This is a genomic window from Kosakonia oryzendophytica (assembly GCF_027886705.1).
Taxonomy (GTDB): Bacteria; Pseudomonadota; Gammaproteobacteria; order Enterobacterales; family Enterobacteriaceae; genus Kosakonia; species Kosakonia oryzendophytica.
Genome location: NZ_CP115659.1, coordinates 1,447,382 through 1,471,969, shown reverse-complemented (window position 1 = coordinate 1,471,969; position 24,588 = coordinate 1,447,382). Strand labels below are relative to the sequence as shown.

Here is a 24,588-nt window from a genome sequence, read left to right as displayed (position 1 = left end):
CCCCCAAAAGTTATTGATATTGCTCTTTGAATTTATTGACATCATCTACCGTGGACAATTTCCCACGGGCACCAACATGCGAAATATTGATTGCTGCCGCAGCGCTGGCAAAACTTAATGCGTCATTAAGTTCCCGATTGTTGAGGTAACAATAAATAAAGGCACCATTGAAGGTATCTCCCGCACCGGTGGTATCGATAACGGATACGTTATATCCCGGATGGGTGGCGACACCTTTGCGATCGCAGGCGATAACCCCTTCTCCGCCACAGGTTACAACAAGGGCATCCAGATCGTGTTCTTCCACAAGGCGGCGCAAAACTTCGGCATCCGGTTCCTGTTGCAGGCTGGTACGAAATCCTTCTTTGTTAAAAATAGCGACATCACTTAGCGACAGCATCTCCTTAATATTCTGCTGACTGTTTTTAATATGTGATTCAACATCTATAACAACTTTTGTGTTCTTCTCCCTGGCATACCTTGCCAGCGTACGGAATTTATCGAGCTGCCCTGGCATCATATAAACCAGTCGACTACAGTCGATTGCCTGCGGAGCCTGAACCATACACGTTTCCGTTTCATCATTCGGCGCATACACCAGAGCCTTTTCACCTGAATCATCGAGAAAAATAATGGCCATATTTGCAGCCACACCAGGCTTACGTAAAATAAAGCGTGTATCCACACCATTTCTATGAAAATCATCAATAATCGCTTGTGCATAGTAATCATCACCCGCGGTAGATAATGACGTAACACGCAATCCCAGTTTTCCCATTACACATGCGGAGTTTGCGACCGTACCACCGATAAGTTCCGCAACTTTTTTTCCAATGACTTTATCGTCATTTCCGGGCAAACGAGGTACACGAAAGATAAGATCTACGGTTCCACTTCCCACCGCAACAACATCAAACGTTTTCATTTAATTTACTCCTGCGAAATCCTTTCACCTCCGCATGACAGATACTTCTCTGTTGCAGAGATAATAAAACTGAATATGGCAAGCATTGCGTAAAAATGGCAATCCTCGTGGCTGGAAAAAGCGGTGTAATGACCACTAAATATATAACTGAGTAATTGATTATCCACATGTAACACTGTGGCATTCTTTTTTATTAACTGCTGCTTTATATGCCAGGCAAGCACACCAGGGCTACCGGTACAGTTAAATATAATGACCAGATCTTGTGCCCCGGCCTGGTTCAGACGTAAAGCATGTTCATACTCTTCAAGCGCCAGTGCCTGGCTGGCCACTTGCGGGCCACACCACAACAGGTTAGACAGCATCGTTGCCAGGCCGAGGTTCCCTCCACTACCTAAGAGAGTGACCCGTTTCGTAAACAGATGCGATAACATCTGGTCACTTCCTGAAAGTCGCGCAATATCAGGAAGGTATTTCGCATAAAAGCAGAACTTACGAAATTGCGGCCAGTATTGTTTATCATATTCCGGTTGTAATATGCAGATAATCGCCTCAAGAAAAATCGCCATTGCCAGCGTGCTTTGCGTGGGCATGCCTTTCTTTGTTGCCTGCGTTACCAACAATTTTTTCACCTGAGTCGCAAACAGGCTGTCACTATTATTAGTGATACCAACAACCTGTGCATTTGTATGTTGTGCTTTTATCAAGGCATCGACAACAGGCGATGCCCGACCACTGGCACTTAATACAACCACCAACCACGAATCATCAAGATATTCGGTGTGTTCGCTGACAAATTCATATGACTGAAGAGCACGAGCAGGCAGCGATGTTATTCTGTTAATAAGTGCAGCATACAGCAATGCCAGAGCATAGGAGTCACCGGAACCGATTAACAATACCTGACGGATTTTTCCCGCATTAATACACGCAACAGCACCTTCTTCAATAATCTTAATATCGCAATGTTTAATATAGCGTGCAATTGCTGATACTTCTTCTCGTGTGGCAGTCAGCGGCATAATTGCAGATGCCGCGTCCTGCGTTTCGCTGGTTTTCATTCCGATGACTCCTCTTAATTAACAGAGGGTGCTTAATTCTCTGGCAATACGTTCCACATCAAAATCTTTTTTATTTACCTGATAGAAAAATTGATATTTATCGGGCGGAAGAGCAGAAAAGCCTTTATAGGCTCCGGCCATCGCGCCTGCCATTGTTGCAATACTGTCCGTATCATTTCCTGCGTTTGCTGCCGCGTGGATCGTCTGCCACGGATCCCCCTGACAGAACGCAAAGATGGCAATCGCAGAAGGAACGGACTCATGAGCATTGACCGAGTTACCGACAAAACCTTCCAGTTCGCGCAAGAAAGGTTCCAACTGACTGTTGCTTTGCGCGATGTCCAATGCAAGCTGTAGACGTTTTCCAATTTTTGGCCCGGCAACCACTCTGGCGCGTTCTGCTGCCAGCTGTTCGCCATACTCAGCACCATGGAGTGCACTGGCAAGAATGCTATCCACTGTCGCATTTGCCATCATTGCGCTGGATACACCTGACGCAATTGCGCAAGCGCTGGCAATAGCAATATTGGTATCGTGAGAAGGCAGGCAGGTAGCAAACGCCAGCTCACACGCTTTCTCTGGCTGACCCGGCCAAACCAATCCCGCCGGGGCAACGCGCATTGCTGCACCGTTCGTTGTCCCTACGTTAGGTGCCTGCCGCGATGATGTGCCAATCCTTCCGATGGTGTTAGTGGGTTTTCCTTCTTTTAACGCCTTAACAACCTGTTCAGTTGTGGGACCTTTATAGTTTGCATAGGGCTCCATAGAAGCCCAACGCAACAGACATTCGGTCCAGGCCTGAGTGTCAAAGTTTGCTTTTCCTGTTTTAATTAACCCTTCAGCAAAAACGTACATTTGGCTGGCGTCATCGGTAATCAATCCCGACACACCGCCCAGAGAACCGGCAAAAGTGTCCTCCGGCGGTGTCTGAAAATCAGAAATAAACCCCTGATAGTGTTGGATTATCTCATCGATGCTGTACAGTTCTGTCGCCGCGCCAAGCGCATCTCCCATACCCGCACAAGCCAGTGCTCCTAAGACCTTTTGCTCATAATTTTGCCCGTTCTGACGCATTAAATGCTCCTTTAATATTCAAATGTGTCCTTACTCACCTTCAACTGGTAAACGTAACGACTGGTCGGATAAATCATTTCTACATATTCAATGGGCTTTCTGTCACTGGCGTAGGTAATGCGTGAAGAGGTGAGCACCACTTCGTTGCTCCCTATCTCCAGATGCTGCCGTTCGGCTACTGACGGTAATCGGGCGCCGATCGACTCATACGCCTCTACCATTTCGATACCGTATTTCTCTTCCAGTAAATGATAGAGAGACCCCCTTTCTTCCAGCTCTTTCTGCTCAATTTCCTGACCGGGTTTGAGCTTGAGATAAGACGTCTGTATCCCCATTGGGGTGGTATCCGAAAAACGTATTCTTTTAATTTTCAACACGGTTTGTGTTGAAAGCGGCATTTGCAGGTTTGTCCTTATGACTTCGCTGACAGGAACATGGCCAAACTCAAGTACTGCCTGCCCAGGACATCCACCGTTACGCTTAATATCGTCGCTAAAGCTATAAAGCAGATGCGAATCATGACTGCGTGGAGGCAAAACATAGTTCCCTTGTTTCGCCGCGCTGTGCAAATAACCACGCTGCTTCAAATGCGCGATGGCTTTACGAACGGTAATCCTGTTTACGCCAAACACTTCTGCCAATTCGCGTTCGGAGGGGATGACATACTCAGCCGCCCACTGCCCCGAAACAATCTTTTCTATCATTATGTCTATGATTTTCTTGTATTTACTTTGTCCATCTGCGCTGAGATTTTCGGTCTGCTTTTCGTTTTTCATTTTTTTTACCTTTCTGGTCTACACCAATGAATACTACCTGAATGAAATAGTAACAATCTATGGAGTTAAAAAGTGTAATCAATATCACACTTAATTCCTTACATTCCTTTAAATTCAAATGGATATACAAATATCACTAGCATGTCAAGTTGATAACATGATCGTGTTCACAAATTCATCAATTGCCTCTTTGGTCTACACCAGATGTTTGTTAGCTTGGAATCAGAAATAAAGTCAGTCGTCACCCAGTAAGTATTTTTAGATAACCGACAATAAAATCAGTGGCCAAGGAGAAAATACAGAAAAGTATATTGAGAATGTCTATCACTCGTCTCCAAAGTAAAGACAAAAAATGATGACAACATTTTTTGAAGGATTTGTTTTGTCTGAAATAAGCACTGCATTGCGCAATATTTTTCTTTCAGACATCACAGCATAAAACAGGATATTTATTATGAACATGAAAAACATCTATTTATTATCATCTATCGTACTGATGGCTCCTCTGGTGCATGCGGAAGCTCCACATGGCTATATCAACTGGCAGAATGAATATTATGGCAAGTCCCATAACTATAATGACCGCGTGCAGATGGGGATGTTTTTCAAAAATGGCTTCGGCATGATTGGCGAGCTGCGTTATAACTCAAAAGAAGGTGCTAAAAATACCTGGGATCCATCACAATTTAATAACAACGGTCACGGTTTTTCTGTGATGTATCGATTTAACCCATTAGAAGATAAAAAATTCTGGCTCGAACCTATGTTCTGGCTGGATTCCAGCGAATACTGGAGCACCTACGAGTATGGCGTAACAGCGGGTTATAACTTTAGCAAAGTATGGCGTACATCATTCCGTTTCCGCTATGACATGGATAAAGCGACGGCTAAATCCCGCTCTTACGGTAACACCGATCGCAATAATATCCGTTATGACTGGTGGCTGGATTATCGTCCGGAAGGCACTAATTTCCAGTACCAATTGAATGTTACCTACAACGATAACGAGTATCTGACCTGGAATAACGGCAACAAAAACTACCGTGTAACCGCCCGTATTGGTTATCAGTGGGGTTCCTGGTTCCCTTACTTCAGTATTGCTGATGAAAAAGGTCCGGACAAAACCTCCAGTAACCGTCAGGCGCTCTACCGTACCGGCGTAACTTACTCATTCTGAAGCAAACCAACCTGAAACGTGGGTACTGATGTACCCACTGCATTACCACCGAGGTTTTCATGAAACTAACCATTCAAGAAAAAATTGGGTTTGGTGCCGGTGATATGGCAATTTCAATTGTCATGATGTCCATGCAATTGATTGTTGCCTATTTCTATACGGATATTTTTCAGCTAAAAGCAGCAGACGTTGGGCTGCTGTTACTGGCAGTGAGAATTCTGGACGCGATTATCGACCCGATGATTGGCATCATTACCGATAAAACGCAAAGCCGGTGGGGTCGTTACCGACCTTATCTCCTGATTTTCGCCATTCCGTTCGGCATAACGATCCTGTTAATGTTTATTACTCCGGATTTCAGCTATCTCGGAAAATTGATCTGGGCCTATGCCACCTACATTCTGCTCACGCTTGCTTATACGTTTATTGCGATTCCGTACATCTCGGTCATTGGCGTCATTACCGATGACAGTCGGGAACGTCTGAGCGCCAATACGTACCGATTTGTGATGACCAAAATCGGGATGTTCCTCGTCTCAATTATTGTGCCAGTGGCGGCGGTAAAACTGGGACAGGGGAACCTGGCAAACGGATACCAAATCGCAATGGGAGCAATGGGAGCACTTGGCGCATTGTTATGTCTTTACTGTTTCTTCACCATCAAAGAAAGAATCATTCATACGCCAAGTCGCATCCCTTTTTTCCAACAACTTCGCTCACTGCTGAAAAATGATCAGTGGATGATTCTTGGCGTTGTTATTCTGGTGATTATGCTAGGAGGCTCCGTGCGCAGTGCGGTTGCCGCCTATTACGCCAAGTATTACCTGAATGGTGGTGATGCGCTAATTCCCTGGTTCCTGACCACCGGTGTCATTGCTTCTGTGCTTTCTATGTTCGGCGCGAATTTCGCAGCAAAACGAATGAACAAGCTCACCATGTTCAGGCTTTCACAAATTGCGACGTTCGTCTTTAGCGTTATCATGTTTATGGCCGTCGGCAGAGACGCCGTTATCCTGGCGTTCATCTTCTACTTTATTATTACCTTCCTGGCCGATATGCAACTACCGGTATATTGGGCTTCGATTGCTGAAGCTGTAGATTACGGTGAGGTTAAAAATAAAGAACGTGTATCAGGGCTGGCATTTGGCGGGATCTTATTCTTCCAAAAACTGGGAATGGGTGTGGCTGGTGGTCTGGTGGGTTATATTCTGAGTTACGCAAGCTACACACCAGGTGAAACACAACCGGACTCTTCCCTGGCCGCTATTTCTTTAATGATGACAATTATCCCAGGGGTATTTCATTTAGTGGTCGCATTACTTATGCGGAAATTCATTATTGATGATGACTATTACCAAACAATTCGTGAACAGTTAGTTAAGGAGTAATCATGGATGCTTTACTGGCCACCATTGCCGGTATCATTGTGGGGGCTATTTTTACGCTGATTAAATTACCGATCCCGGCACCACCGTATTTACCCGGCGTCATGGGTGTCGTTGGTGTCTATCTTGGTGGTCATATGGGCAATTATGTCATGACATTTTTACGTTAGTTTTCCCGGAGGTGGCAGTGTTAAATCTGCCACTTTTGTTGCATACGATAATTCTAAAAAGGCGTTCAGATGTTGCTAAAAAAATTCCCCTTAGTGGATCTGCACCGGCATCTTGATGGCAATATCGACATCAATACGATCATTATGCTGGCTCAAAAATATGGTGTGGATTTACCCACCTTCGATCCTGAAGAACTTCGCCCTTATGTACAGGTGACGGATAATCAACCCGACCTGCTCTCCTTTTTGGCGAAACTCGATATTGGCGTCAGTGTGTTAGGGTCGCTGGAAGCCTGCCATTTTATCGCCAGGCAAAATGTTTATAGCGCTTTTGCTGAAGGTCTTGACTACGCGGAACTGCGTTTTTCCCCCTACTATATGGCAAAAGCGTTTAATTTACCGCTGGAAGGCGTGGTGCAATCCGTCATTGATGGCGTACGTGAGGGCATGGCCGAATTTTCCGTGGGTATCAACCTTATCGGTATCTTAAGCCGCACCTGGGGAGTGGATAGCTGTATGGCGGAACTGAACGCCCTGCTGACTTACAGAGACGACATTAGCGGTGTGGATTTGGCAGGAGATGAACGTAACTTTCCCTGTCGCTTATTCACCGAACATTTTACCAAAGCCCGGGATAAAGGCTTCCGGGTGACGGTACATGCCGGAGAAGCAGCCGGTCCCGAAAGCATACGGGATGCCATCAAACTGCTGGGAGCCGAACGGATCGGCCATGGCGTGCAGGCAGTTAACGATCCCTGGTTGCTGGAGTATATGGCGAATTGGGGCATTGCTGTTGAATGTTGCCTGACATCAAATCTGCAAACCAATGCCGTTAACGATCTCGCTAACCACCCGGTGAAAACGTTCCTTGATTACGGCATTATTGCCACACTTAATACAGATGATCCTTTTGTCGAAGGTGTCACCCTCCGTTCAGAATATGAACGCGCGGTCAACGATGTGGGTCTGACAAAAGAACATATCTCTCAATTACAGCGTAATGGGTTAAATGCCGCCTTTATAAGCGAAGGGGAGCGGATAAAATTCATTATGCGTAAATTGCAAAACGGAGAACGCTCGCTTCACTGAGCTTGCTGACGACAGCAGCCCGTTACGACTCTCATTGGAGGTCAACGGGCTGCGCCATCCTGAACATTACCTTAGCGGCTGGACTGTAAAAACTTGCGTACCCTATCTGAGTCCGGAGCAGTGAAAAATTTTTCCGGCGGGGCTTTTTCAATCAACAGGCCTTTCTCCAGAAATACCACCTCATCAGAGACCTGGCGGGCAAAATCCATTTCATGCGTGACCACCACCATGGTGTAGCCTTCCGCGGCCAGATCCTTCATCACGCCCAGCACTTCATTAACCAGCTCCGGATCGAGCGCTGAAGTGGGTTCATCAAACAGGATCACCTCTGGCGACATGGCCAGCGAGCGGGCAATCGCCACGCGCTGCTTCTGACCGCCGGAAAGCGTTATCGGGTAGACCGCTTCTTTATGACTCATGCCAACCTTTTCCAGTTGCCGGTGCGCAATTTCGTTCGCCATCGCGCGCTTCATTCCCTTGACGTGCACCAGCGCTTCGGTGACATTTTGCAACACCGTTAAATGCGGCCACAGGTTAAAGCTCTGGAACACCATCCCCACCCGTTCACGAATGTGGGAGAGATCTTTGTGCGACATCGCTTTGCCGGTTTTTTCGTCCACCCCGATGCGCTGACCGCTGATGCGCACTTCCCCGCGATCCGGTTGTTCCAGCCAGTTCATGCAGCGCAACAGCGTCGATTTACCGGAACCGGACGACCCGAGGATGCTGACCACCGTGCCTTTTTCCACCGTCAGGTTGATATCCCGCAGCACTTCGATGTTATCAAACTGCTTGGACAGGTTTTTAATGCTAACCGCGCTTGCTTCAGGCATGGGTCATTCCTCTTTTCGCTCCGTAATGACTTAACCGCTTAATCAGCAACTCCAGCAGAATGCTGATCCCCCAGTACAGCGCAATGGCGACAATAAAGGCGTTAAACGGAATAAAGTAAGTCGACTGCACACTATTCGCGGCGGCGGTGATCTCCTGCACGGTAATAATGCACAGAAATGCTGTGTCTTTCAGGCAAATAATCAGCTGGTTTCCCATCAGCGGCAGCGCAGAGGAAAAAATATTTGGCAATACAATGCGTCGGAATATTTTATAACGCGAGAACCCCTGCGATACCGCGGCTTCAATATAGCCTGCGGAGAAGATCCGCCGCTGGCTACGCAATATTTCGAAGAAATAAGCGCCATGATAAATCACCAGTGATAAGAGTCCCGCCGTCCAGGCCTCCATACTGATCCCCAGTTGCGGCAAACCGTAATAAAGCAAATAGGCCAGAATCAAAAAAGGCACGGCGCGCATCAGGCTGACAAAAGCGATAATCAGGCGATTAATAAAGCGGTTTTGATATTCCATGACGTAACACAGTAATACGCCAATCAATAACCCCACAACGGCGGCAATAATAAACAGTTCAAGTGTTGATAGCAGGCCATTAAAAAAGCTTTCCCGCGCTGCCCAGATAATTCCCCACTGATTCATAACTCCTCCGTCTCTTATCGCGCCAGGCGCTTCGCTTTACGTTCCGCCATCCCCTGCAACTTCAGCAGCAGGCCGATAATAATGACGTACAACAGACCCGCAGCGAGGATCGGCGACAACGGTTCGTACGTCACCGATGAGATACGGTTAGTGACGCGCGTCAGATCCACCACGCCGATAACGGCAATCGCCGGGCTGCCTTTGATCAGAAACGACATCTCGTTTACCAGCGCAGGCAGACTCTCTATCCACATCTGTGGCAGCATAATTTGCCGGAAATAGGTCCAGCGGCGCATACCGACGGATTCAGCGGCTTCCCGCTGTTCGCGGGGAAAATTGCGGAAGGCGTTACGCCAGATTTCGGCGTTAAACGCAGAAGTGTTGAGTGTCAGGGCGACAATCGCCGCCAGCGTTTTATCCAGGTTAATGCCGAGCGTCGGCAGGGATAAAAACAGAAACAGTACCAGCGTAACCAGTGGCGTTGCCCGCGCCAGACTGATGTAAACCACCAGCAACTGGTCAACGAACGGGATTTTCATCATACGGATAAAGGCGATAACCAGACCGATAACCACCCCGAACGCAATCGCCACGCCAGAGATCCAGAGGGTCGTCCATGCGCCTTCAATCAACAGTTGCCATGAAATTAAGTCCATGTTCCCTCCTGTTTAAAACGAGCGGCGGTCGCCCGCCGCGTGACACTTACAGACCGGCTAACTTGTGGAACTGATCGGCGCTGGTGATCGGCTCTTTCGGCAGTTCATAAGTCTCGCCGAACCATTTTTTCTGCAACTCGGCCAGTTTGCCGGTTTCGGTCATATGGTTCATAAACCCGGTCATAAATTTCAGCAGTTCCGGGGCGTTTTTCGGGATGGGCCATGCCATATAACCGGGGCCGGATACCGCCAGACCTTTGGCAAAGACCTTCGGCTTGGCTTTCACCAGATCGTTAACCGAGATAACCACGTTGATCACATAGTCGACGCGTTTATTCGCCAGATCGGCGTAGGCTTCCGGGTAGGATTGATACTCCACCACCGGACCCAATTTACCGCCGACTTTTTCCAGCATCGCTTTCAGTTCCGGTAAACGCGCCAGCAATGCACTGCCCGCCTGCACGCCCACTTTTTTACCGCTCAAATCGGCAATGGTATTTAATGTTTTATCATCAGCGCGCTTAACAAAATAATGCTGCGCAGAGGCCCAGGGCGGCGTGAAATTAAACACATTGAGGCGTTCATCGGTAATGACCGCACCGGTTAAGGCCATATCATACTGGCCGGTTGAAACCGCGGCGAGTAAGCCGGTCCACGGTAAAATACTTTGGTTGATGTTGAATTTCGCGTATTTGCGTAATTCTTCAAGCATGTCTTTGTTAAAACCGTCCGTCTGGCCGTTATTCATAAAGTTAAACGGTGCATAATCATCTTCAGTCGCGACTTTCATGGTGCCGGACTTTTCGATTTCGGGTAAATCTGCTGCCACTGCGTGTAAAGAAAATGCCAGGGCCATCATGGCTGCAAGACAATATTTGCCGAATACTTTTTTCATCTTTCCACCCTTATTTAATGTGCCAGACCGGTATATCCCGGGTGTGCTGGAAGCGTTGCAAGATATATGCCGAAACAGTGAGTCGTCCGGTTTTTGTGACTGCGTTTTTACAATAGGGAGGCTTGCGCTTTTCTGAATAGAGCCAGTTTTTGTGAATGGTTGTGTCAGATGCACCGAAGCTGGTATGGAATTTGCTCGACCCTGTATAGCGATATATCCGGAGGAGCACAGCATGATTCGTCATCTACTGAACGTAAATTTTGACGGCCAACGTGGGTTGCAAGAGCAGGTTCGCGAATCGCTGATTAATGCGATTCTGAGCGGTATTTTCCCGGCAGATACCCCGCTGCCTTCATGCCGACAGCTCGCCAGCCAGCTCAATGTATCGCGTAATACCACTGCGCTGGTGTTCGAAAGCCTGGTGAACGAAGGCTACCTCGTCAGCCGCCCACGCAGCGGATACTACCTGCACCCGGATTACTACAGCTGTGGGCAAAATACTGCACAGCCTGCACCCGAATGCGAAAGCAGTGCACCACACTGGGGCAGCCGCCTGAAAATTACCCCCAGTCAGCAGGAATCAATCCTTAAACCCGCTGGCTGGATGCACTACCGTTACCCGTTTATTTATGGTCAGCCCTATACCCAGCAGTTTCCGCTTGCCACCTGGCGCGCAGCGGCAAACTGGCTACACGGTGGTGTGCGCGATCCGGCATGGGTGATTGATCATATTGATCAGGATGTGCCGATGTTGATTGAGCAGATCCGCACTCGCGTACTGCCCAAACGCGGCATTGTCGCTGCACCCGATGAGATCCTGATTACGCTGGGCTCGCAAAATGCGCTCTATCTGTTGACGCGCCTGTTAATGTCGCGCACCACCCGCGTTGCGGTGGAGAACCCCAGCTTCCGCGAAGCGATTAATACCTTCTTATTAAGCGATACGCAGATTGTGCCGCACCCCGTCGACAGCGAAGGACTGGTGCTCAATGAGACGCCGTGTGATTACTACTACGTCACACCTGGGCACCAGGTGCCGACCGGCGTCACCATGAGTAAAGCCCGTCGCACTGAATTGCTCGATTACGCCACCCGCCACGATGCAGTGGTAATTGAAGATGATTACGACTCAGAAAGTAACTTTATGCAAAACCCGCTGCCCGCGTTAAAAGCCAGCGATCGCAGTGGGCGAGTGATTTATGTCAGCAGCCTGTCAAAAGCACTGTCGCCGGGTTTGCGGCTGGGGTATATGGTTGCCGCCCCGGAAATCATTGATGAGGCGCGCGCCCTGCGCCGGCTGGTCTATCGCCATCCGCCAACCAATATTCAATATCAGATGGCCCATTTTCTGGCGCAAGGCCATTACGAAACCCATCTGCGACGCTACCACGAAGACTCCGCCCGTCGCTGGGATTGCCTGCATAATGCGTTACGCACTTTCCTGCCTGCCTGCGAGATGATGCCAGGCAGTGAACATGCCAACGCCTTCTGGCTACGCACACCGGAGCAGATAAGCACGCAGCAGTTAACCTGGCGCGCGGCCCATGCCGGTGTATTGATTGAGCCTGGCGCGCGCCATTTTCTGCAAGATGCACCACCGGATAACTTCTTCCGTATGGGGTTTCACGCCATCAACCCGGATGCCATCGCCCCTGGCGTGGAAGTCCTTCGCGGGCAACTGGAGCAATTTTGCTGATAAGAAAATCCGGTTACTCCAGAAAAGATGATGCGATGCACGGCTTCGCCGTTATTTCACAGTAACGCGGCATTTTTATAGTGAGTCACGAGTTGATAGCCGACGATATATTTTACCGCCGCGTTTTTATTATCGCTTTTCGTGGTGAGACAAAACGACGTCGCTATTCATCCGATCCCGAACATGTCGAAAAATCACTGACAATCGCAGGAGGAAGGAATGGACATTCACTTCCATAATAAAGAAAACACATTGCGTAAGGGAGTGTTATGCCATTACCCGATTTTCATGTTTCTGATGCATTTACGCTGGGTATTGAACTGGAATTACAGGTGGTTAACCCGCCTGGCTACGATTTAAGCCAGGACTCTTCCCGGCTTATCGCGGCGGTACAAAATCAGATCACTGCAGGCGAAGTGAAACACGATATTACCGAAAGCATGCTGGAAATCGCCACTGGCGTATGCCGGGATATCAGCCAGGCGACGCACCAGTTCTCCGCCATGCAGTCGGTGATTTTGCAGGCAGCGGCGGATCACCATCTGCAAATTTGCGGCGGCGGGACGCACCCTTTCCAGAAATGGCAGCGCCAGGAGGTATGCAACGACGAGCGTTATCACCATACGCTGGAGATGTTCGGTTATCTGGTGCAACAGGCCACGGTCTTTGGTCAACATGTGCATATTGGCTGCCAGAGTGGCGATGACGCCATCTATTTATTGCATGGCCTTTCCCGCTTCGTGCCGCACTTTATTGCGCTTGGTGCCGCCTCGCCTTATATGCAGGGCACGGATACCCGCTTTGCGTCATCACGGCTGAATATCTTTTCCGCCTTCCCGGATAATGGCCATGCGCCGTGGGTCAGCAACTGGCAGGAGTTTGAAGGATTGTTTCGCCGCTTAAGCTACACGTCAATGATTGAAAGCATTAAAGACCTGCATTGGGACATTCGCCCCAGCCCACATTTTGGTACGGTCGAAGTGCGGGTGATGGATACCCCGCTCACGCTTTCACATGCGATCAATGTCGCCGGGTTTATTCAGGCGCTGGCGCACTGGTTGCTGGCCGAGCGACCGTTTAAACATCAGGAGCGGGATTACTTATTGTATAAATTCAATCGCTTTCAGGCTTGCCGCTTTGGTCTGGACGGCATCCTAACCGATGTGCATAGCGGCGAGCAGTGCACCATTGCTGACTCACTGGCACAGTTGCTGGATAAGCTTGTACCCTGGGCCGATAAGCTCCATGCCGGTAGCGCACTGGATGAACTGGCTAATGTGATAAAGCGTGGCAAAAGCGAAGCACAGCAAATGCGCGAGTTTGTCGCTAACGGAGGATCGTTAATGGGTTTAGTGCAAAAACATACGGAAATCTGGGCAGCGGGATAATAATGCTTTAATTTCTCACTGCCAGATTATTCTCTGTGATTAATCAGAGATATAAAGAAAAGCTTATTTTTAATAAGCTTTTCTTTCGCCATAAATAATACCCACAAAGGAGTAAGAACTCATCAGCAGAATTGATAAATATCAACAAGCCTTACGTTAAAATAAAGGCGTCAGCCTCTATTCCGATAACAAATATGAGCAACAGCAAACATGAGGCATATTTATGAATTGGATTTACCGTTTTTCCATGAAAGCAAAATTATTACTGGCGCTACTGCCGCTATTGTTTGCGTTGATCTGGCTGGCAACCAGCGGCATCCTGTCCCGTGTGGAAACGGGTCAACAAATGCGCACCATCATCTCTTTGACGGAGCTGGCGAAAAACGCCGGTAATGTGATTCAGGAATTACAAAAAGAGCGTGGCATGAGTGCCGGTTATTTAGGCAGTAAGGGCCAGCAATTTTCCACTGAATTATCAGCACAGTATCCCTTGTCAGCACAGGCGATTAGCCAGTTTGCGGACGCGCTTAAACAGTCGCAGGTACGCGATGCCAATCGCGATATCCGACACGCGCTGGACCAATTCCAGCAACACCAACAAGGGCTGGAGGCGTTCCGCCAGCAGGTCCGTAGTCAGAGTGTAAGCGGCAGCGAGTCACTGGTGTGGTACAGCACAATCATCAACGATTTACTCAATGTGGTGGGAGGCATCAGCCAGCTCACCGACAATGGCGATATCGTCAACCAGCTGGCGGCGTACTACAGCGTGCTGAACGCCAAAGAACAAACCGGCGTTGAACGTGCACTGATGTCGAACGTCTTTTCTGCCGATCGTTTTAACGATGGGCAGTTCCGCCAGCTTAATGAAGTGGTGGGTAAACAGCAGGCATGGCTGGCTGCTACGCGCGCTTTTAGCACGGCGGAAGTCAATGCTACGCTTGCGACACAACTGCAAACGCCACAGGCAACACATGCGCTGGAACTTCGCCAGCATGCGATTGATCGTGCGACAGAGGGCGGCTTTGGCATTGCGCCAGCCGACTGGTTCAAAGCGCAGACGGAGCGCATTACGGTGCTGAAATCCGTTGAAGATGCCTCTGCCAATACACTGCTGCAAACAGCACAAACGCTGGCGAATAAAGCCTGGCGCGAGGTGACAATCTTTGCCGTTATCAGCGTTGCGGCACTGGTTGTGGCGCTGTTTTTCGCCTTGCTGGTCGCCAGCAGCATTCATCGCCAATTACATACGTCGCTCTCCACCATTAAAGGGATGAATGGTGACCTGACCCAGCGGCTGGAAGTTCCCGGCACCGATGAACTCTCTCTGCTTAACCGCGCTTACAACCAGGCCATTGAGAATATTCAGCATATTGTGAGCGAAATTAAGCACGGGGCGAATGTGCTGCGCGGTGCCAGTTCTGAGATTGCCGGCGGTAATCAGGATTTAGCATCCCGCACAGATGAACAGGCTGCGTCGCTGGTGGAAACGGCGGCCAGCATGGAGCAAATCGCCACCGCGGTGAACCAGACGGCGGATAACGCCAACGAAGCGAAAAAACTGACCGAAGAGATGGAGAAACAGGTGCAGGAAGCAAGTCGCGTAGCGGGTGAAGCGAACCTGAGCATGAGCGCCATCCGCGCCTCCAGCGAGCAGATCTCCAGTATTGTCAGTTCGATTGACGAAATCTCCTTCCAGACCAACCTGCTGGCGTTGAACGCCGCAGTAGAAGCCGCGCGTGCCGGAGAGATGGGCAAAGGTTTTGCAGTGGTGGCAAGCGAAGTGCGTAATCTGTCCCAACGCTGTGCCAACGACGCGCACCAGATCCGCGAACTGGTCACGAAAAATATGGAGCAGATCCAGCAGGGGGTAACGCTGGTGCAGTCCTCCGATCGCGCATTGCAAGCGGCGAAGGCCAATACTGGCCAGATGCTGGCATTTATCAGCGATATTGCCCGTGCGGCCAGTGAACAATCGTTGGGCGTTTCACAAGTGCATCAGGCGCTGAACCAGTTGGAGCAGGTCACGCAGCAAAACGCCGGTCTGGTGGCAAGTGCCGCCAGCGCCAGCCAGATGCTGGATCATCAGTCCGAAACCATGGCGACACTGGTTGACCGCTTCGTGGTGGCCTGATTACCCGTCGGGGAACGTTGCGCTCAGGCCAGCTTTCCCCGACAATGCGGCTTTTCACCACCAACAGACGCTTATGAAACACCCCTTAGAATCGCTGTTCACCCTTGCCGGCATCTTGCTGATGGCTTTTATCTCTGTGTTGCTGCTTCCCGCGCCCACACCGGGGTTGCAACTGGCGCAAAGTCTGGTGCAGCGCTTCCACCTGCTGGATCTCAATCAGCTTTATACCCTGATCTACTGCCTGTGGTTTTTGCTGCTCGGTTGCGTTGAGTTCTTTGTGTTGCGTTTTATCTGGCGGCGCTGGCTCGCTGTCTGAGGACATGTCTCCCTGCCCTCTCCGGTTGGCGGCAGGGTGCTTCCCCGCTTTTTAAGTACATTCCCCTCACCACTCTTGTTCTATTTTTTTGAACTTTATCCGCAAATTGTTCCGCTTTTTATCAGCAATTTGCAGGCTTATGATTTATCACATCAGGGCAACACCGCCCTTCTCAAACAAAACTGAACAGGATTACGACCATGAAATTCGTCAAAACTTTCGTTGCAGTTGCTGCACTTTCTACTCTCTCTTTTGGTTCTTTTGCACAAAGCATCAGCGCCAGCGCTTCCACCCTTAGCGCGGCTGAAGCAAAAATCGCCGCTCAGGCAGAACAGGCGAATGCCTCTTACAAAATCACCAGCGCCCGTAGCGACAACGGCGTGTATATGACCGCAGTACTGAGCAAATAAAAACATCGCCCCGTAAGGGGCGATATCACAACCAGGATCAGGCGAACATGAACCCGTTGCAGAAAATTTTTAGCGCTTTGTTTCCGCAGGCCACCCCGGCCGCGGTTGAACAGTCAACTTCAGGAGCAGCCATGTCAGATAACTTTATCGCGTTGGCGAAACAACGCAGAACCATTTACGCCCTCGGTAAAAACTTGCCGGTTGCAGAAGACGTTGTGATTGAAACCATCAAAGAAGCGATTCGCCAGGCGCCATCTGCATTTAACTCGCAAAGTTCACGCGCGCTGATCCTGCTGGGCAACGAACACGTACAGTTCTGGGAACTGACTCGCGAACAGCTGAGAAAGATCGTGCCGGCAGAGAATTTCCACGCGACCTCTGAAAAAATCGACGGCTTTGCCGCAGCGGCCGGTTCGGTGCTGTTTTTCGAAGATCAGAACGTGGTGAAAGGGTTGCAAGAGCAGTTTGCCGCCTATGCCGATAATTTCCCGGTATGGTCTGAACACAGCACCGGTATTGCCCAGTATGCGGTCTGGCTGGCGCTGACCGAAAAAGGGATTGGCGCGAACTTACAGCATTACAATCCGCTGGTGGACGCCGATGTACAGCGTACCTGGAATATCCCGGAAAACTGGAAACTGCGTGGTCATATGAACTTCGGTTCGATTGTCGCACCGGCAGGCGAAAAAGCCTTTATGGACGACGACAAACGTTTCGTGGTTGCGCGTTAAACCTTCGCAACCTGCACAAGCCCGGTAAGCATTAGCGCTGCCGGGTTTTTTGTTTGCCTGATCGGCCCGTTACTTGTCAGCTATAGCGGGTAATAAAAAAGCCGCCTTCAGGGAGGGCGGCTTTTATTCATTCACACGGCGCGATTACTGCTGGTTTTCGCGCTCAGTAATAAACGCCAGCGCTTTGTTGATTCGCGCCACGCTGCGGGACTGACCAATCGCGTGAACAGTCACGTCCAGTGCAGGAGACTGACCCGCGCCGGTCACAGCAACACGCAGCGGCATACCGACTTTCCCCATGCCTACTTCCAGCTCGTCGGCTGTGCTCTGAATAGCGTGATGAACATTTTCAGCCGTCCATTCGGTAATCGCCGCGAGTTTGTCACGCACCACTTCCAGCGGCTGACGGGCTACCGGACGCAGGTGTTTTTTCGCCGCATCGGCATCAAACTCGTCAAACTCTTCATAGAAGTAGCGACAGCTTGCCGCCATCTCTTTCAGCGTTTTGCAACGTTCGCCCAGCAGTTTCACCAGTTCAAACAGCTGCGGGCCGGTGTGGGTGTCGATGTTTTCCTGCTCAATGTGCCATTGCAGGTGTGTCGCCACATATTCCGGATCGAGCGTGTTGATGTAGTGGTGGTTCAGCCACAGCAATTTGTCGGTGTTAAACGCACTCGCCGATTTGCTGACCGCGCCCAGCGAGAAGAGTTTGATCATCTCTTCACGGGTGAAGATTTCCTGATCGCCGCTCGACCAGCCCAGGCGCACCAGGTAGTTCAGCAGCGCTTCCGGCAGATAGCCATCGTCACGGTACTGCATCACGCTGACCGCGCCGTGGCGTTTAGAGAGTTTTTTACCGTCGTCGCCGTTGATCATCGACACGTGCGCGTACACCGGAACCGGTGCATTCAGCGCTTTCAGGATGTTGATCTGGCGCGGCGTGTTGTTGATATGGTCTTCGCCACGGATCACATGGGTGATCTCCATGTCCCAATCATCCACCACGACACAGAAGTTGTAGGTTGGGGATCCATCGGTACGACGGATAATCAGATCGTCAAGTTCCAGGTTGCTGAACTCAATCGGGCCACGGATCTGATCATCGAACACCACGGAACCGTCCTGCGGGTTGGCAAAACGCACAACGCAAGGCTCATCGTCCGCGTGATGGGAGTGATCGTGGCGGCAGCGGCCGTCGTAACGCGGTTTTTCATTGTTTGCCATCTGCGTTTCGCGCAGTTGCTCAAGACGCTCTTTGGAGCAGTAGCATTTGTATGCGGTGCCAGCTTCCAGCATCTCGTCAATCACGGCGTTATAGCGATCAAAACGTTTGGTCTGGAAGTACGGGCCTTCGTCCCACTCCAGGTTCAGCCAGTTCATACCATCCATGATGGCTTCAATTGCTTCCGGAGTGGAGCGTTCAAGATCGGTGTCTTCGATACGCAGCACAAACTCACCGCCGTGATGACGAGCAAATAGCCAGGAATAGAGAGCTGTACGCGCGCCGCCAACGTGCAGATAGCCGGTGGGGCTTGGCGCGAAGCGAGTTTTGATTTTCATGAATTGGCCTTACGTTGATAAAGATGCCGACCGTCGGCACTACCTAAAATGAAAGTGGGCAATATTCTATCACTGTGGGCTGATTCCTCAATGTTGTTGCCGCAATCGGCAGTGTATCGGACTATTTTGTTTAGAAATCATGCTCTCGCGACGGATTACGCAGCGGTTTGACTAATTTTACGACGAACGAACAATTTCTTTTGAAAATGCGTTGACTCATTTTCAACTCTCCCTATAATGCGACTCCACACAGCGGGGGTGATTAGCTCAGCTGGGAGAGCACCTCCCTTACAAGGAGGGGGTCGGCGGTTCGATCCCGTCATCACCCACCACGATTTTTGTGGTTCCCGCAGTGTAGATAAGAATGAGAAGTGGGTGATTAGCTCAGCTGGGAGAGCACCTCCCTTACAAGGAGGGGGTCGGCGGTTCGATCCCGTCATCACCCACCACTTTCTCACCAGCGAATTCTTATCAGTGAAGTACCGAAGTGGGTGATTAGCTCAGCTGGGAGAGCACCTCCCTTACAAGGAGGGGGTCGGCGGTTCGATCCCGTCATCACCCACCAATTCGGGTCGTTAGCTCAGTTGGTAGAGCAGTTGACTTTTAATCAATTGGTCGCAGGTTCGAATCCTGCACGACCCACCAATGTAAAAAAGCGCCCTAAAGGCGCTTTTTTGCTTTCCGGCATTTGCCAACGTCCCGCCGCATCGTAACGCCACCGCCAGCTTCTGCCTGCAACATCAACAGACGTCTTACGTTCCTGCAATCAACGTTTCATTTCCAAAATAGTTACCGGCATTTTTGCAAGCGTAAAACCGCCTTTCCACCAGATATAAATTCACAGATTTCATTTAAAGAATTTCTTTTAAATGCCTTATCAACAATGACAACAAGAATAAAAATATATATTTTTCAAGAGGTAAGCACGGTAACATCTACCCATAATTTATCCTTAATATCCGGATAAGATGCTCACAGTTCGGCCTTTCCGTGGCCGCGACTCAAGAACTGTTTGATTACGCCGATAATGATGTTTTATGGCAAAAAAGAAGGGGAGCTCAATGACAACTATCTCAGTAACAACTCCGTCAGTACAAGGCAGTAGCAGCAACACCGGTAAGTCATCGCCTGCCAGCAGCGACACCGCTGCGCAGATCACCCGCATCACTCAACAGATCACCAAGTTGACTCAGCAGCTGAAAGATGTGGCCAACGGCAGCGGTAGCGCCAAAGAGAAAAAGAAACAACAAGAGCTGATTCAGGCTCAAATCGAGCAACTGCAGGCACAGCTGGCGCAATTGCAGCGTAAGCAGGCAGAAGAAGCCGAGCAGAAACAAGCTAAACAGCAGCCACAGGCAAAAGTGGAAGGCGTCAACGCCCCTTCCGACGATCATCAGATTGATATCTACGTCTGAGTAAATAACGGATCGTCCTCACGGGCCTGGTTTAAACACCGGGCCTGTTCTTTTACCACTTCCCACAACGCCTGCGCGGCGCCAGATAACGAACGATTTTTACGACGAACCAGCATAATTTTCCGTTGCACATCCGGCACCAGACGTTTTACCACCAGTTGGCTCCCCTGGGGCAGGGGTAGCGCTAATGCAGGCAGCACACTGATGCCAATACCCGCCTCCACCATCGGAAAAAGCGTCGCCGGATGACCAATCTCCTGCACAATCATTGCCTTTACCCCAAAATGCAGCAGTGCGGAATCAATCAGCGGACGGCTTCCCGACGCATAATCCTGTACCACCAGCCGCGCCCCCTCTAACGCTGACCACGGCACAGCAGCACGTTGCGCCCATGGATGATCGTGACGGCACAGCAGAAAAAATGGCTCCTCAAGGATCTCTTCACATTGCAGATCGCTGACCGGCCCCGGATCGATAACAATGCCAAAATCCACCTCGCCCTGGCGAATACTCTCCAGTACCCACTGTTGTGGTCGATCGTGCAACACAAAATCGATTTCCGGATAACGATGATTGCTGCTGGCAATACATTGCGGGATCAGATGTGCAGAAATGGTCTGGCTGGCGGCAACACGCACCGTACCGGTTAATTGCTGCCCTACTCGCCCGGCTTCGCGTAGCGTACTGCTAAGCTCATCTAACAACCGTTCAAGACGTATCGCCAGTTGCTGGCCGGCTTCTGTTAACACCACTTCACGGGTAGTGCGATCCAACAAGCGAACACCGGTCTGACGCTCCAGCTCTTTAACACTGTGACTGACGGCGGACTGACTGAGCCCAATGATGTCCCCTGCCCGGCTAAAACTTCTGGCCTGGGCAACGGTCACGAAGACACGCAACTGACGGAGTGAATAATTCATCTGTTAAATTCATGAATGGATGCAATAAATCAATTTTATTTCTCAAAGCAGAAAAAGCACAATAGCAACACCGTTTTTCAGGAGTGCCTATGAAACTGTTTCGTGTTCTTGATCCTTTCACCCTCACGCTGGTCTGTACGGTTCTGCTGGCCTCGTTTTTCCCCGCACGCGGTAGCTTTGTGCCCTTTTTTGAATGGCTGACGACCGCCGCCATTGCGCTGCTGTTTTTTATGCATGGCGCCAAACTCTCCCGCGAGGCGATTATCGCAGGCGGCAGCCACTGGCGCTTGCACCTGTGGGTCATGTGCAGCACCTTTGTCCTCTTCCCGGCGCTCGGCGTACTGTTTGTCTGGTGGTCACCGGTGAATGTCAGCCAGGAGCTATATACCGGGTTCCTCTATCTGTGCATTCTGCCCGCCACCGTACAGTCGGCGATCGCGTTTACGTCACTGGCGGGCGGCAACGTTGCCGCTGCGGTCTGTTCTGCATCGGCATCCAGTCTGCTTGGCATTTTCCTCTCACCGTTACTGGTCGGCCTGCTAATGAACCTGCACGGCGCGGAAGGCAGTCTCGAACAGGTTGGCAAAATCATGCTGCAACTGTTGCTGCCTTTTGTGTTGGGGCACCTCTCTCGCCCGTGGACTGGTGCATGGGTGGCGAAACATAAAAAGTGGATTTCCAAAACTGACCAGACGTCGATTCTGTTAGTGGTTTATTCAGCATTCAGTGAAGCGGTGGTAAACGGCATCTGGCATAAAGTCGGCGTCGGTTCACTGCTGTTTATCGTCGTGGCGAGTCTGCTATTGCTGGCTATCGTGATCGTGGTAAATATGGTGGTCGCGCGCAAAGGCGGCTTTAACAAAGCGGATGAGATTACCATTGTCTTCTGCGGCTCGAAGAAGAGCCTTGCCAATGGTATTCCGATGGCCAACATCCTGTTCCCGACATCGGCGATCGGTATGATGGTACTGCCGTTGATGATTTTCCATCAGATCCAGTTGATGGTCTGCGCCGTGCTGGCGCGCCGCTACAAACGCCAGGCAGAAAAAAGCCTGGCGCAGGAAGCGGCAAAAGCCTAGCGGCGTTTCAGGGGCTGAACCAGATGGCTCAGCCCTTCCGTTTTGATCAGCAACGTAATTTGCAGCAATTCTCCCAAACGCCCGGCGGGAAACGCCTCTTTGCGGGCGAACCACAACAGGTACTCTTCCGGCAGATCAATTAACCGTCGCCCCTGATATTTCCCGAAAGGCATCACGGTATTGGCGATCTCAACGAGCTGCTCTTTTTCCATTTACTCTCCCAGTAAGCGGATCATCTCCGCCTCGTCAATCACCGGGATACCCAGCTCTTGCGCCTTCGCTAACTTTGAACCCGCCGCTTCGCCCGCAATCACCAGATCGGTTTTCTTCGACACGCTCCCCGCCACTTTCGCGCCCAGCGCCGTTAATCGTGCTTTGGCCTCATCACGGGAGAGCTGACTCAAACTACCGGTCAGCACCACCGTTTTCCCGGCGAACGGGCTGTCGATCTCTTCGGCATTGACCACCACGGGTGCAGGCCAGTGGATCCCCACCTCGCCGACAAGCTGGCGGATAACCTCACGGTTACTCTCTTCGTTGAAGAAGTTATCAACGTGCTTCGCCACGACCACCCCCACATCCGGGACTTTTTGCAGTTCGTCGACGGAGGCGGCCATCAGCGCCTCCAGCGTGCCGAAATAGGCCGCCAGACCGGCTGCCGTGGCTTCACCGACTTCACGAATCCCCAGCGCATAGAGGAAACGGGCAAACGTCGTCTCTTTGGCTTTTTCCAGCGCGTTGACCACATTTTGTGCCGATTTTGGCCCCATGCGATCCAGACCGGTCAGTTTCCCGGCTGTCAGCCGAAATAAGTCAGCGGGCGTGTGTACATACTCTTTTTCCACCAACTGGTCGATAATCTTATCGCCCATGCCGTCTACATCCATCGCACGGCGGGAGACAAAATGCTTCAGGGCTTCTTTACGCTGTGCGCCGCAAATCAGCCCGCCCGTACACCGGGCAACCGCCTCGCCTTCCACACGCTCGACATCAGAGCCACACACCGGGCAGTGCGCCGGGAATACCACTTCACGCGTCTCTGCCGGTCGTTCGGAGAGCACCACATTCACCACCTGCGGGATAACATCCCCGGCGCGGCGGATCACCACTTTATCGCCAATGCGTAACCCCAGACGATCAATCTCATCGGCATTGTGCAGTGTGGCGTTACTCACCAGCACGCCGGCAACATGCACTGGCTCAAGGCGCGCGACCGGCGTGATCGCCCCCGTACGCCCAACCTGAAACTCCACGTCGCGCACAAAGGTCATTTGCTCCTGCGCCGGGAATTTGAATGCCACCGCCCAGCGCGGTGCACGGGCAACAAAGCCAAGTTGCTCCTGCAAATCGAGGGAATCAACCTTGATCACTACGCCATCAATATCAAAACCCAGCGTCGGGCGATCCTCTTCAACCTGATGGTAGAAAGCCAGCACCGCTTCCGGGCTGTCGCACAGACGTATGCGTTCACTCACCGGCAGCCCCCAGGCTTTAAACTGTTGCAAACGCGCCAGATGACTGCGCGGCAGTTCTCCACCTTCAAGAATGCCGACGCCATAACAGAAGAAGGTGAGCGGACGTTTTGCGGTGATACGCGGATCGAGCTGGCGTAAGGACCCCGCCGCTGCGTTACGCGGGTTAGCAAATACTTTTGCCCCGGTGCGACGCGCATCGTCATTGATTTTTTCAAAGCCGGTCTGCGGCAGGAACACCTCACCGCGCACTTCAAGGCGCGCAGGAATATTGTCGCCATGCAGCTTTAATGGGATCGCGCGGATGGTGCGGACGTTCGTTGTGATATCTTCCCCGGTCGTGCCATCGCCACGCGTTGCAGCACGTACCAGTACACCATTTTCGTATAAAATGCTGACCGCCAGGCCATCGAGTTTCAGTTCGCAGCAGTAAATCAGCGCATCAGTGCTTTTCAACCGGTCCTGCACGCGCTTGTTAAACGCCAGAAAGCTCTCTTCATCAAACACGTTGTCGAGCGACAACATCGGGACTTCGTGACGTACCTGGCTGAACGCTGTCAACGGCGCGGCACCAACCCGCTGTGTGGGCGAGTCCGGTGTAATCAGATCAGGATGTTGCGCTTCCAGCTCACGCAGCTCACGCATCAGGCGATCGTATTCCGCATCCGGGATCTCCGGTGCATCCATAACATGGTACAGATATTCATGATGGCGAAGGGAGGTTCGCAGTTCAGTCAGTTGTTGTTCAATTGATTCCATATCGCACCATCA

The 24,588-nt window shown here is 50.8% G+C and carries 24 protein-coding genes and 4 tRNA genes; 16 read left to right on the top strand and 12 right to left on the bottom strand.

Annotation, left to right across the window (positions count from 1 at the left end; translation table 11 throughout):
* Positions 1-10 precede the first annotated feature (10 nt).
* Genes O9K67_RS07205 through O9K67_RS07190 form a run of 4 tightly spaced genes read right to left on the bottom strand, consistent with a single transcriptional unit; the run spans position 11 to position 3,836 of the window.
* Positions 11-925: a carbohydrate kinase family protein gene (locus tag O9K67_RS07205; RefSeq protein WP_061493819.1), complete on the bottom strand. Its 915-nt coding sequence runs from the start codon at positions 923-925 to the stop codon at positions 11-13.
* Between the two features lie 5 nt (positions 926-930).
* Entirely contained in the window at positions 931-1,986 is a 1,056-nt protein-coding gene (locus O9K67_RS07200) for an SIS domain-containing protein (protein ID WP_061493818.1), read from the bottom strand.
* 18 nt (positions 1,987-2,004) lie between these two features.
* Entirely contained in the window at positions 2,005-3,060 is a 1,056-nt protein-coding gene (locus O9K67_RS07195) for an ADP-ribosylglycohydrolase family protein (protein WP_061493817.1), read from the bottom strand.
* An 11-nt stretch (positions 3,061-3,071) separates the two neighbouring features.
* Positions 3,072-3,836 (bottom strand): GntR family transcriptional regulator, encoded by a 765-nt coding sequence (locus tag O9K67_RS07190; RefSeq protein WP_061493816.1) that lies wholly within the window; start codon positions 3,834-3,836, stop codon positions 3,072-3,074.
* Positions 3,837-4,290: 454 nt separating this feature from the next.
* On the opposite strand from O9K67_RS07190, the gene O9K67_RS07185 reads away from it, so the two are divergent.
* The 4 genes from O9K67_RS07185 (at position 4,291) to add (ending at position 7,657) form a co-directional block, all read left to right on the top strand.
* Positions 4,291-5,013 (top strand): oligogalacturonate-specific porin KdgM family protein, encoded by a 723-nt coding sequence (locus O9K67_RS07185; RefSeq protein WP_061493815.1) that lies wholly within the window; start codon positions 4,291-4,293, stop codon positions 5,011-5,013.
* A gap of 59 nt (positions 5,014-5,072) precedes the next feature.
* Positions 5,073-6,401: an MFS transporter gene (locus O9K67_RS07180; RefSeq protein ID WP_061493814.1), complete on the top strand. Its 1,329-nt coding sequence runs from the start codon at positions 5,073-5,075 to the stop codon at positions 6,399-6,401.
* 2 nt (positions 6,402-6,403) lie between these two features.
* Positions 6,404-6,568 (top strand): XapX domain-containing protein, encoded by a 165-nt coding sequence (locus O9K67_RS07175; RefSeq protein ID WP_271044647.1) that lies wholly within the window; start codon positions 6,404-6,406, stop codon positions 6,566-6,568.
* A 69-nt stretch (positions 6,569-6,637) separates the two neighbouring features.
* On the top strand, positions 6,638-7,657 hold the full coding sequence (gene add / locus O9K67_RS07170) for an adenosine deaminase (RefSeq protein WP_061493812.1): 1,020 nt from the start codon (positions 6,638-6,640) through the stop codon (positions 7,655-7,657).
* A gap of 71 nt (positions 7,658-7,728) precedes the next feature.
* Here add and O9K67_RS07165 read toward each other — a convergent pair whose 3' ends face one another.
* The 4 genes from O9K67_RS07165 to O9K67_RS07150 are packed head-to-tail and all read right to left on the bottom strand — an operon-like array spanning position 7,729 to position 10,699.
* Positions 7,729-8,490 (bottom strand): amino acid ABC transporter ATP-binding protein, encoded by a 762-nt coding sequence (locus O9K67_RS07165; protein ID WP_061493811.1) that lies wholly within the window; start codon positions 8,488-8,490, stop codon positions 7,729-7,731.
* Positions 8,483-9,148: an amino acid ABC transporter permease gene (locus tag O9K67_RS07160; protein ID WP_061493810.1), complete on the bottom strand. Its 666-nt coding sequence runs from the start codon at positions 9,146-9,148 to the stop codon at positions 8,483-8,485. Before O9K67_RS07160 ends, O9K67_RS07165 begins: the two co-directional genes overlap by 8 nt.
* A gap of 14 nt (positions 9,149-9,162) precedes the next feature.
* A complete protein-coding gene (locus tag O9K67_RS07155) occupies positions 9,163-9,804 on the bottom strand; it encodes an amino acid ABC transporter permease (RefSeq protein WP_061493809.1) in 642 nt (213 codons plus the stop codon).
* Positions 9,805-9,850: 46 nt separating this feature from the next.
* Positions 9,851-10,699, bottom strand: coding sequence for a transporter substrate-binding domain-containing protein (locus tag O9K67_RS07150; RefSeq protein ID WP_061493808.1), 849 nt, complete (start codon positions 10,697-10,699; stop codon positions 9,851-9,853).
* 232 nt (positions 10,700-10,931) lie between these two features.
* Between O9K67_RS07150 and pdxR the strand changes: the two genes are divergently transcribed.
* The 6 genes from pdxR to O9K67_RS07120 all read left to right on the top strand — a co-directional run bounded on the left by pdxR (position 10,932) and on the right by O9K67_RS07120 (position 17,371).
* Positions 10,932-12,395 carry a MocR-like pyridoxine biosynthesis transcription factor PdxR gene (gene pdxR / locus O9K67_RS07145; RefSeq protein WP_061493807.1) on the top strand — a complete coding sequence of 488 codons (1,464 nt, stop codon included), beginning with the start codon at positions 10,932-10,934 and terminating at the stop codon, positions 12,393-12,395.
* A 269-nt stretch (positions 12,396-12,664) separates the two neighbouring features.
* Positions 12,665-13,783 (top strand): YbdK family carboxylate-amine ligase, encoded by a 1,119-nt coding sequence (locus tag O9K67_RS07140; protein WP_061493806.1) that lies wholly within the window; start codon positions 12,665-12,667, stop codon positions 13,781-13,783.
* Between the two features lie 223 nt (positions 13,784-14,006).
* On the top strand, positions 14,007-15,914 hold the full coding sequence (locus tag O9K67_RS07135) for a methyl-accepting chemotaxis protein (RefSeq protein ID WP_061493805.1): 1,908 nt from the start codon (positions 14,007-14,009) through the stop codon (positions 15,912-15,914).
* 73 nt (positions 15,915-15,987) lie between these two features.
* Positions 15,988-16,230, top strand: coding sequence for a DUF1158 domain-containing protein (locus O9K67_RS07130; RefSeq protein ID WP_061493804.1), 243 nt, complete (start codon positions 15,988-15,990; stop codon positions 16,228-16,230).
* 200 nt (positions 16,231-16,430) lie between these two features.
* Positions 16,431-16,640 (top strand): YdgH/BhsA/McbA-like domain containing protein, encoded by a 210-nt coding sequence (locus O9K67_RS07125; RefSeq protein WP_061493803.1) that lies wholly within the window; start codon positions 16,431-16,433, stop codon positions 16,638-16,640.
* 131 nt (positions 16,641-16,771) lie between these two features.
* Positions 16,772-17,371, top strand: a complete 600-nt coding sequence (locus tag O9K67_RS07120) for a nitroreductase family protein (RefSeq protein ID WP_061499831.1) — start codon at positions 16,772-16,774, stop codon at positions 17,369-17,371.
* Positions 17,372-17,515: 144 nt separating this feature from the next.
* Here the strand turns inward: O9K67_RS07120 and gltX are convergent, their stop codons facing one another.
* On the bottom strand, positions 17,516-18,931 hold the full coding sequence (gene gltX, locus O9K67_RS07115; RefSeq protein ID WP_061493802.1) for a glutamate--tRNA ligase: 1,416 nt from the start codon (positions 18,929-18,931) through the stop codon (positions 17,516-17,518).
* A 256-nt stretch (positions 18,932-19,187) separates the two neighbouring features.
* Here gltX and O9K67_RS07110 point away from each other — a divergent pair.
* The 5 genes from O9K67_RS07110 to O9K67_RS07090 all read left to right on the top strand — a co-directional run bounded on the left by O9K67_RS07110 (position 19,188) and on the right by O9K67_RS07090 (position 20,346).
* Positions 19,188-19,263, top strand: a tRNA-Val gene (locus tag O9K67_RS07110).
* A 41-nt stretch (positions 19,264-19,304) separates the two neighbouring features.
* Positions 19,305-19,380 (top strand) — tRNA-Val (locus O9K67_RS07105).
* Between the two features lie 40 nt (positions 19,381-19,420).
* Positions 19,421-19,496: transfer RNA gene (locus O9K67_RS07100), tRNA-Val, on the top strand.
* A 4-nt stretch (positions 19,497-19,500) separates the two neighbouring features.
* Positions 19,501-19,576, top strand: a tRNA-Lys gene (locus O9K67_RS07095).
* A 416-nt stretch (positions 19,577-19,992) separates the two neighbouring features.
* A complete protein-coding gene (locus O9K67_RS07090; protein ID WP_061493801.1) occupies positions 19,993-20,346 on the top strand; it encodes a FlxA-like family protein in 354 nt (117 codons plus the stop codon).
* Here O9K67_RS07090 and O9K67_RS07085 read toward each other — a convergent pair.
* Complete coding sequence (locus O9K67_RS07085; protein ID WP_061493800.1) at positions 20,337-21,266, bottom strand: LysR family transcriptional regulator; 930 nt, start codon at positions 21,264-21,266, stop codon at positions 20,337-20,339. The two genes, O9K67_RS07090 and O9K67_RS07085, sit on opposite strands and share 10 nt — an antisense overlap.
* An 89-nt stretch (positions 21,267-21,355) precedes the next feature.
* Between O9K67_RS07085 and O9K67_RS07080 the strand changes: the two genes are divergently transcribed.
* Positions 21,356-22,345: a bile acid:sodium symporter family protein gene (locus tag O9K67_RS07080; protein ID WP_061493799.1), complete on the top strand. Its 990-nt coding sequence runs from the start codon at positions 21,356-21,358 to the stop codon at positions 22,343-22,345.
* On the opposite strand, the gene O9K67_RS07075 is transcribed toward O9K67_RS07080, so the two are convergent.
* Positions 22,342-22,557, bottom strand: a complete 216-nt coding sequence (locus O9K67_RS07075; protein WP_061493798.1) for a DUF3820 family protein — start codon at positions 22,555-22,557, stop codon at positions 22,342-22,344. The genes O9K67_RS07080 and O9K67_RS07075 overlap by 4 nt on opposite strands.
* Positions 22,558-24,576: an NAD-dependent DNA ligase LigA gene (gene ligA / locus O9K67_RS07070; protein ID WP_061493797.1), complete on the bottom strand. Its 2,019-nt coding sequence runs from the start codon at positions 24,574-24,576 to the stop codon at positions 22,558-22,560. It abuts the gene before it with no gap.
* Between the last annotated feature and the right edge of the window lie 12 nt (positions 24,577-24,588).

Coding starts and splice junctions, on each gene's coding strand:
- O9K67_RS07075 (WP_061493798.1), bottom strand. CDS start 22,557: ATGGAAAAAGAGCAGCTCGTTGAGATCGCCAATACCGTGATGCCTTTC.
- O9K67_RS07085 (WP_061493800.1), bottom strand. CDS start 21,266: ATGAATTATTCACTCCGTCAGTTGCGTGTCTTCGTGACCGTTGCCCAG.
- O9K67_RS07180 (WP_061493814.1), top strand. CDS start 5,073: ATGAAACTAACCATTCAAGAAAAAATTGGGTTTGGTGCCGGTGATATG.
- O9K67_RS07190 (WP_061493816.1), bottom strand. CDS start 3,836: ATGAAAAACGAAAAGCAGACCGAAAATCTCAGCGCAGATGGACAAAGT.
- O9K67_RS07200 (WP_061493818.1), bottom strand. CDS start 1,986: ATGAAAACCAGCGAAACGCAGGACGCGGCATCTGCAATTATGCCGCTG.
- O9K67_RS07080 (WP_061493799.1), top strand. CDS start 21,356: ATGAAACTGTTTCGTGTTCTTGATCCTTTCACCCTCACGCTGGTCTGT.
- O9K67_RS07155 (WP_061493809.1), bottom strand. CDS start 9,804: ATGGACTTAATTTCATGGCAACTGTTGATTGAAGGCGCATGGACGACC.
- O9K67_RS07175 (WP_271044647.1), top strand. CDS start 6,404: ATGGATGCTTTACTGGCCACCATTGCCGGTATCATTGTGGGGGCTATT.
- O9K67_RS07130 (WP_061493804.1), top strand. CDS start 15,988: ATGAAACACCCCTTAGAATCGCTGTTCACCCTTGCCGGCATCTTGCTG.
- O9K67_RS07160 (WP_061493810.1), bottom strand. CDS start 9,148: ATGAATCAGTGGGGAATTATCTGGGCAGCGCGGGAAAGCTTTTTTAAT.
- O9K67_RS07195 (WP_061493817.1), bottom strand. CDS start 3,060: ATGCGTCAGAACGGGCAAAATTATGAGCAAAAGGTCTTAGGAGCACTG.
- O9K67_RS07150 (WP_061493808.1), bottom strand. CDS start 10,699: ATGAAAAAAGTATTCGGCAAATATTGTCTTGCAGCCATGATGGCCCTG.
- gltX (WP_061493802.1), bottom strand. CDS start 18,931: ATGAAAATCAAAACTCGCTTCGCGCCAAGCCCCACCGGCTATCTGCAC.
- ligA (WP_061493797.1), bottom strand. CDS start 24,576: ATGGAATCAATTGAACAACAACTGACTGAACTGCGAACCTCCCTTCGC.
- O9K67_RS07135 (WP_061493805.1), top strand. CDS start 14,007: ATGAATTGGATTTACCGTTTTTCCATGAAAGCAAAATTATTACTGGCG.
- O9K67_RS07125 (WP_061493803.1), top strand. CDS start 16,431: ATGAAATTCGTCAAAACTTTCGTTGCAGTTGCTGCACTTTCTACTCTC.
- O9K67_RS07090 (WP_061493801.1), top strand. CDS start 19,993: ATGACAACTATCTCAGTAACAACTCCGTCAGTACAAGGCAGTAGCAGC.
- O9K67_RS07140 (WP_061493806.1), top strand. CDS start 12,665: ATGCCATTACCCGATTTTCATGTTTCTGATGCATTTACGCTGGGTATT.
- O9K67_RS07205 (WP_061493819.1), bottom strand. CDS start 925: ATGAAAACGTTTGATGTTGTTGCGGTGGGAAGTGGAACCGTAGATCTT.
- O9K67_RS07185 (WP_061493815.1), top strand. CDS start 4,291: ATGAACATGAAAAACATCTATTTATTATCATCTATCGTACTGATGGCT.
- pdxR (WP_061493807.1), top strand. CDS start 10,932: ATGATTCGTCATCTACTGAACGTAAATTTTGACGGCCAACGTGGGTTG.
- add (WP_061493812.1), top strand. CDS start 6,638: ATGTTGCTAAAAAAATTCCCCTTAGTGGATCTGCACCGGCATCTTGAT.
- O9K67_RS07165 (WP_061493811.1), bottom strand. CDS start 8,490: ATGCCTGAAGCAAGCGCGGTTAGCATTAAAAACCTGTCCAAGCAGTTT.
- O9K67_RS07120 (WP_061499831.1), top strand. CDS start 16,772: ATGTCAGATAACTTTATCGCGTTGGCGAAACAACGCAGAACCATTTAC.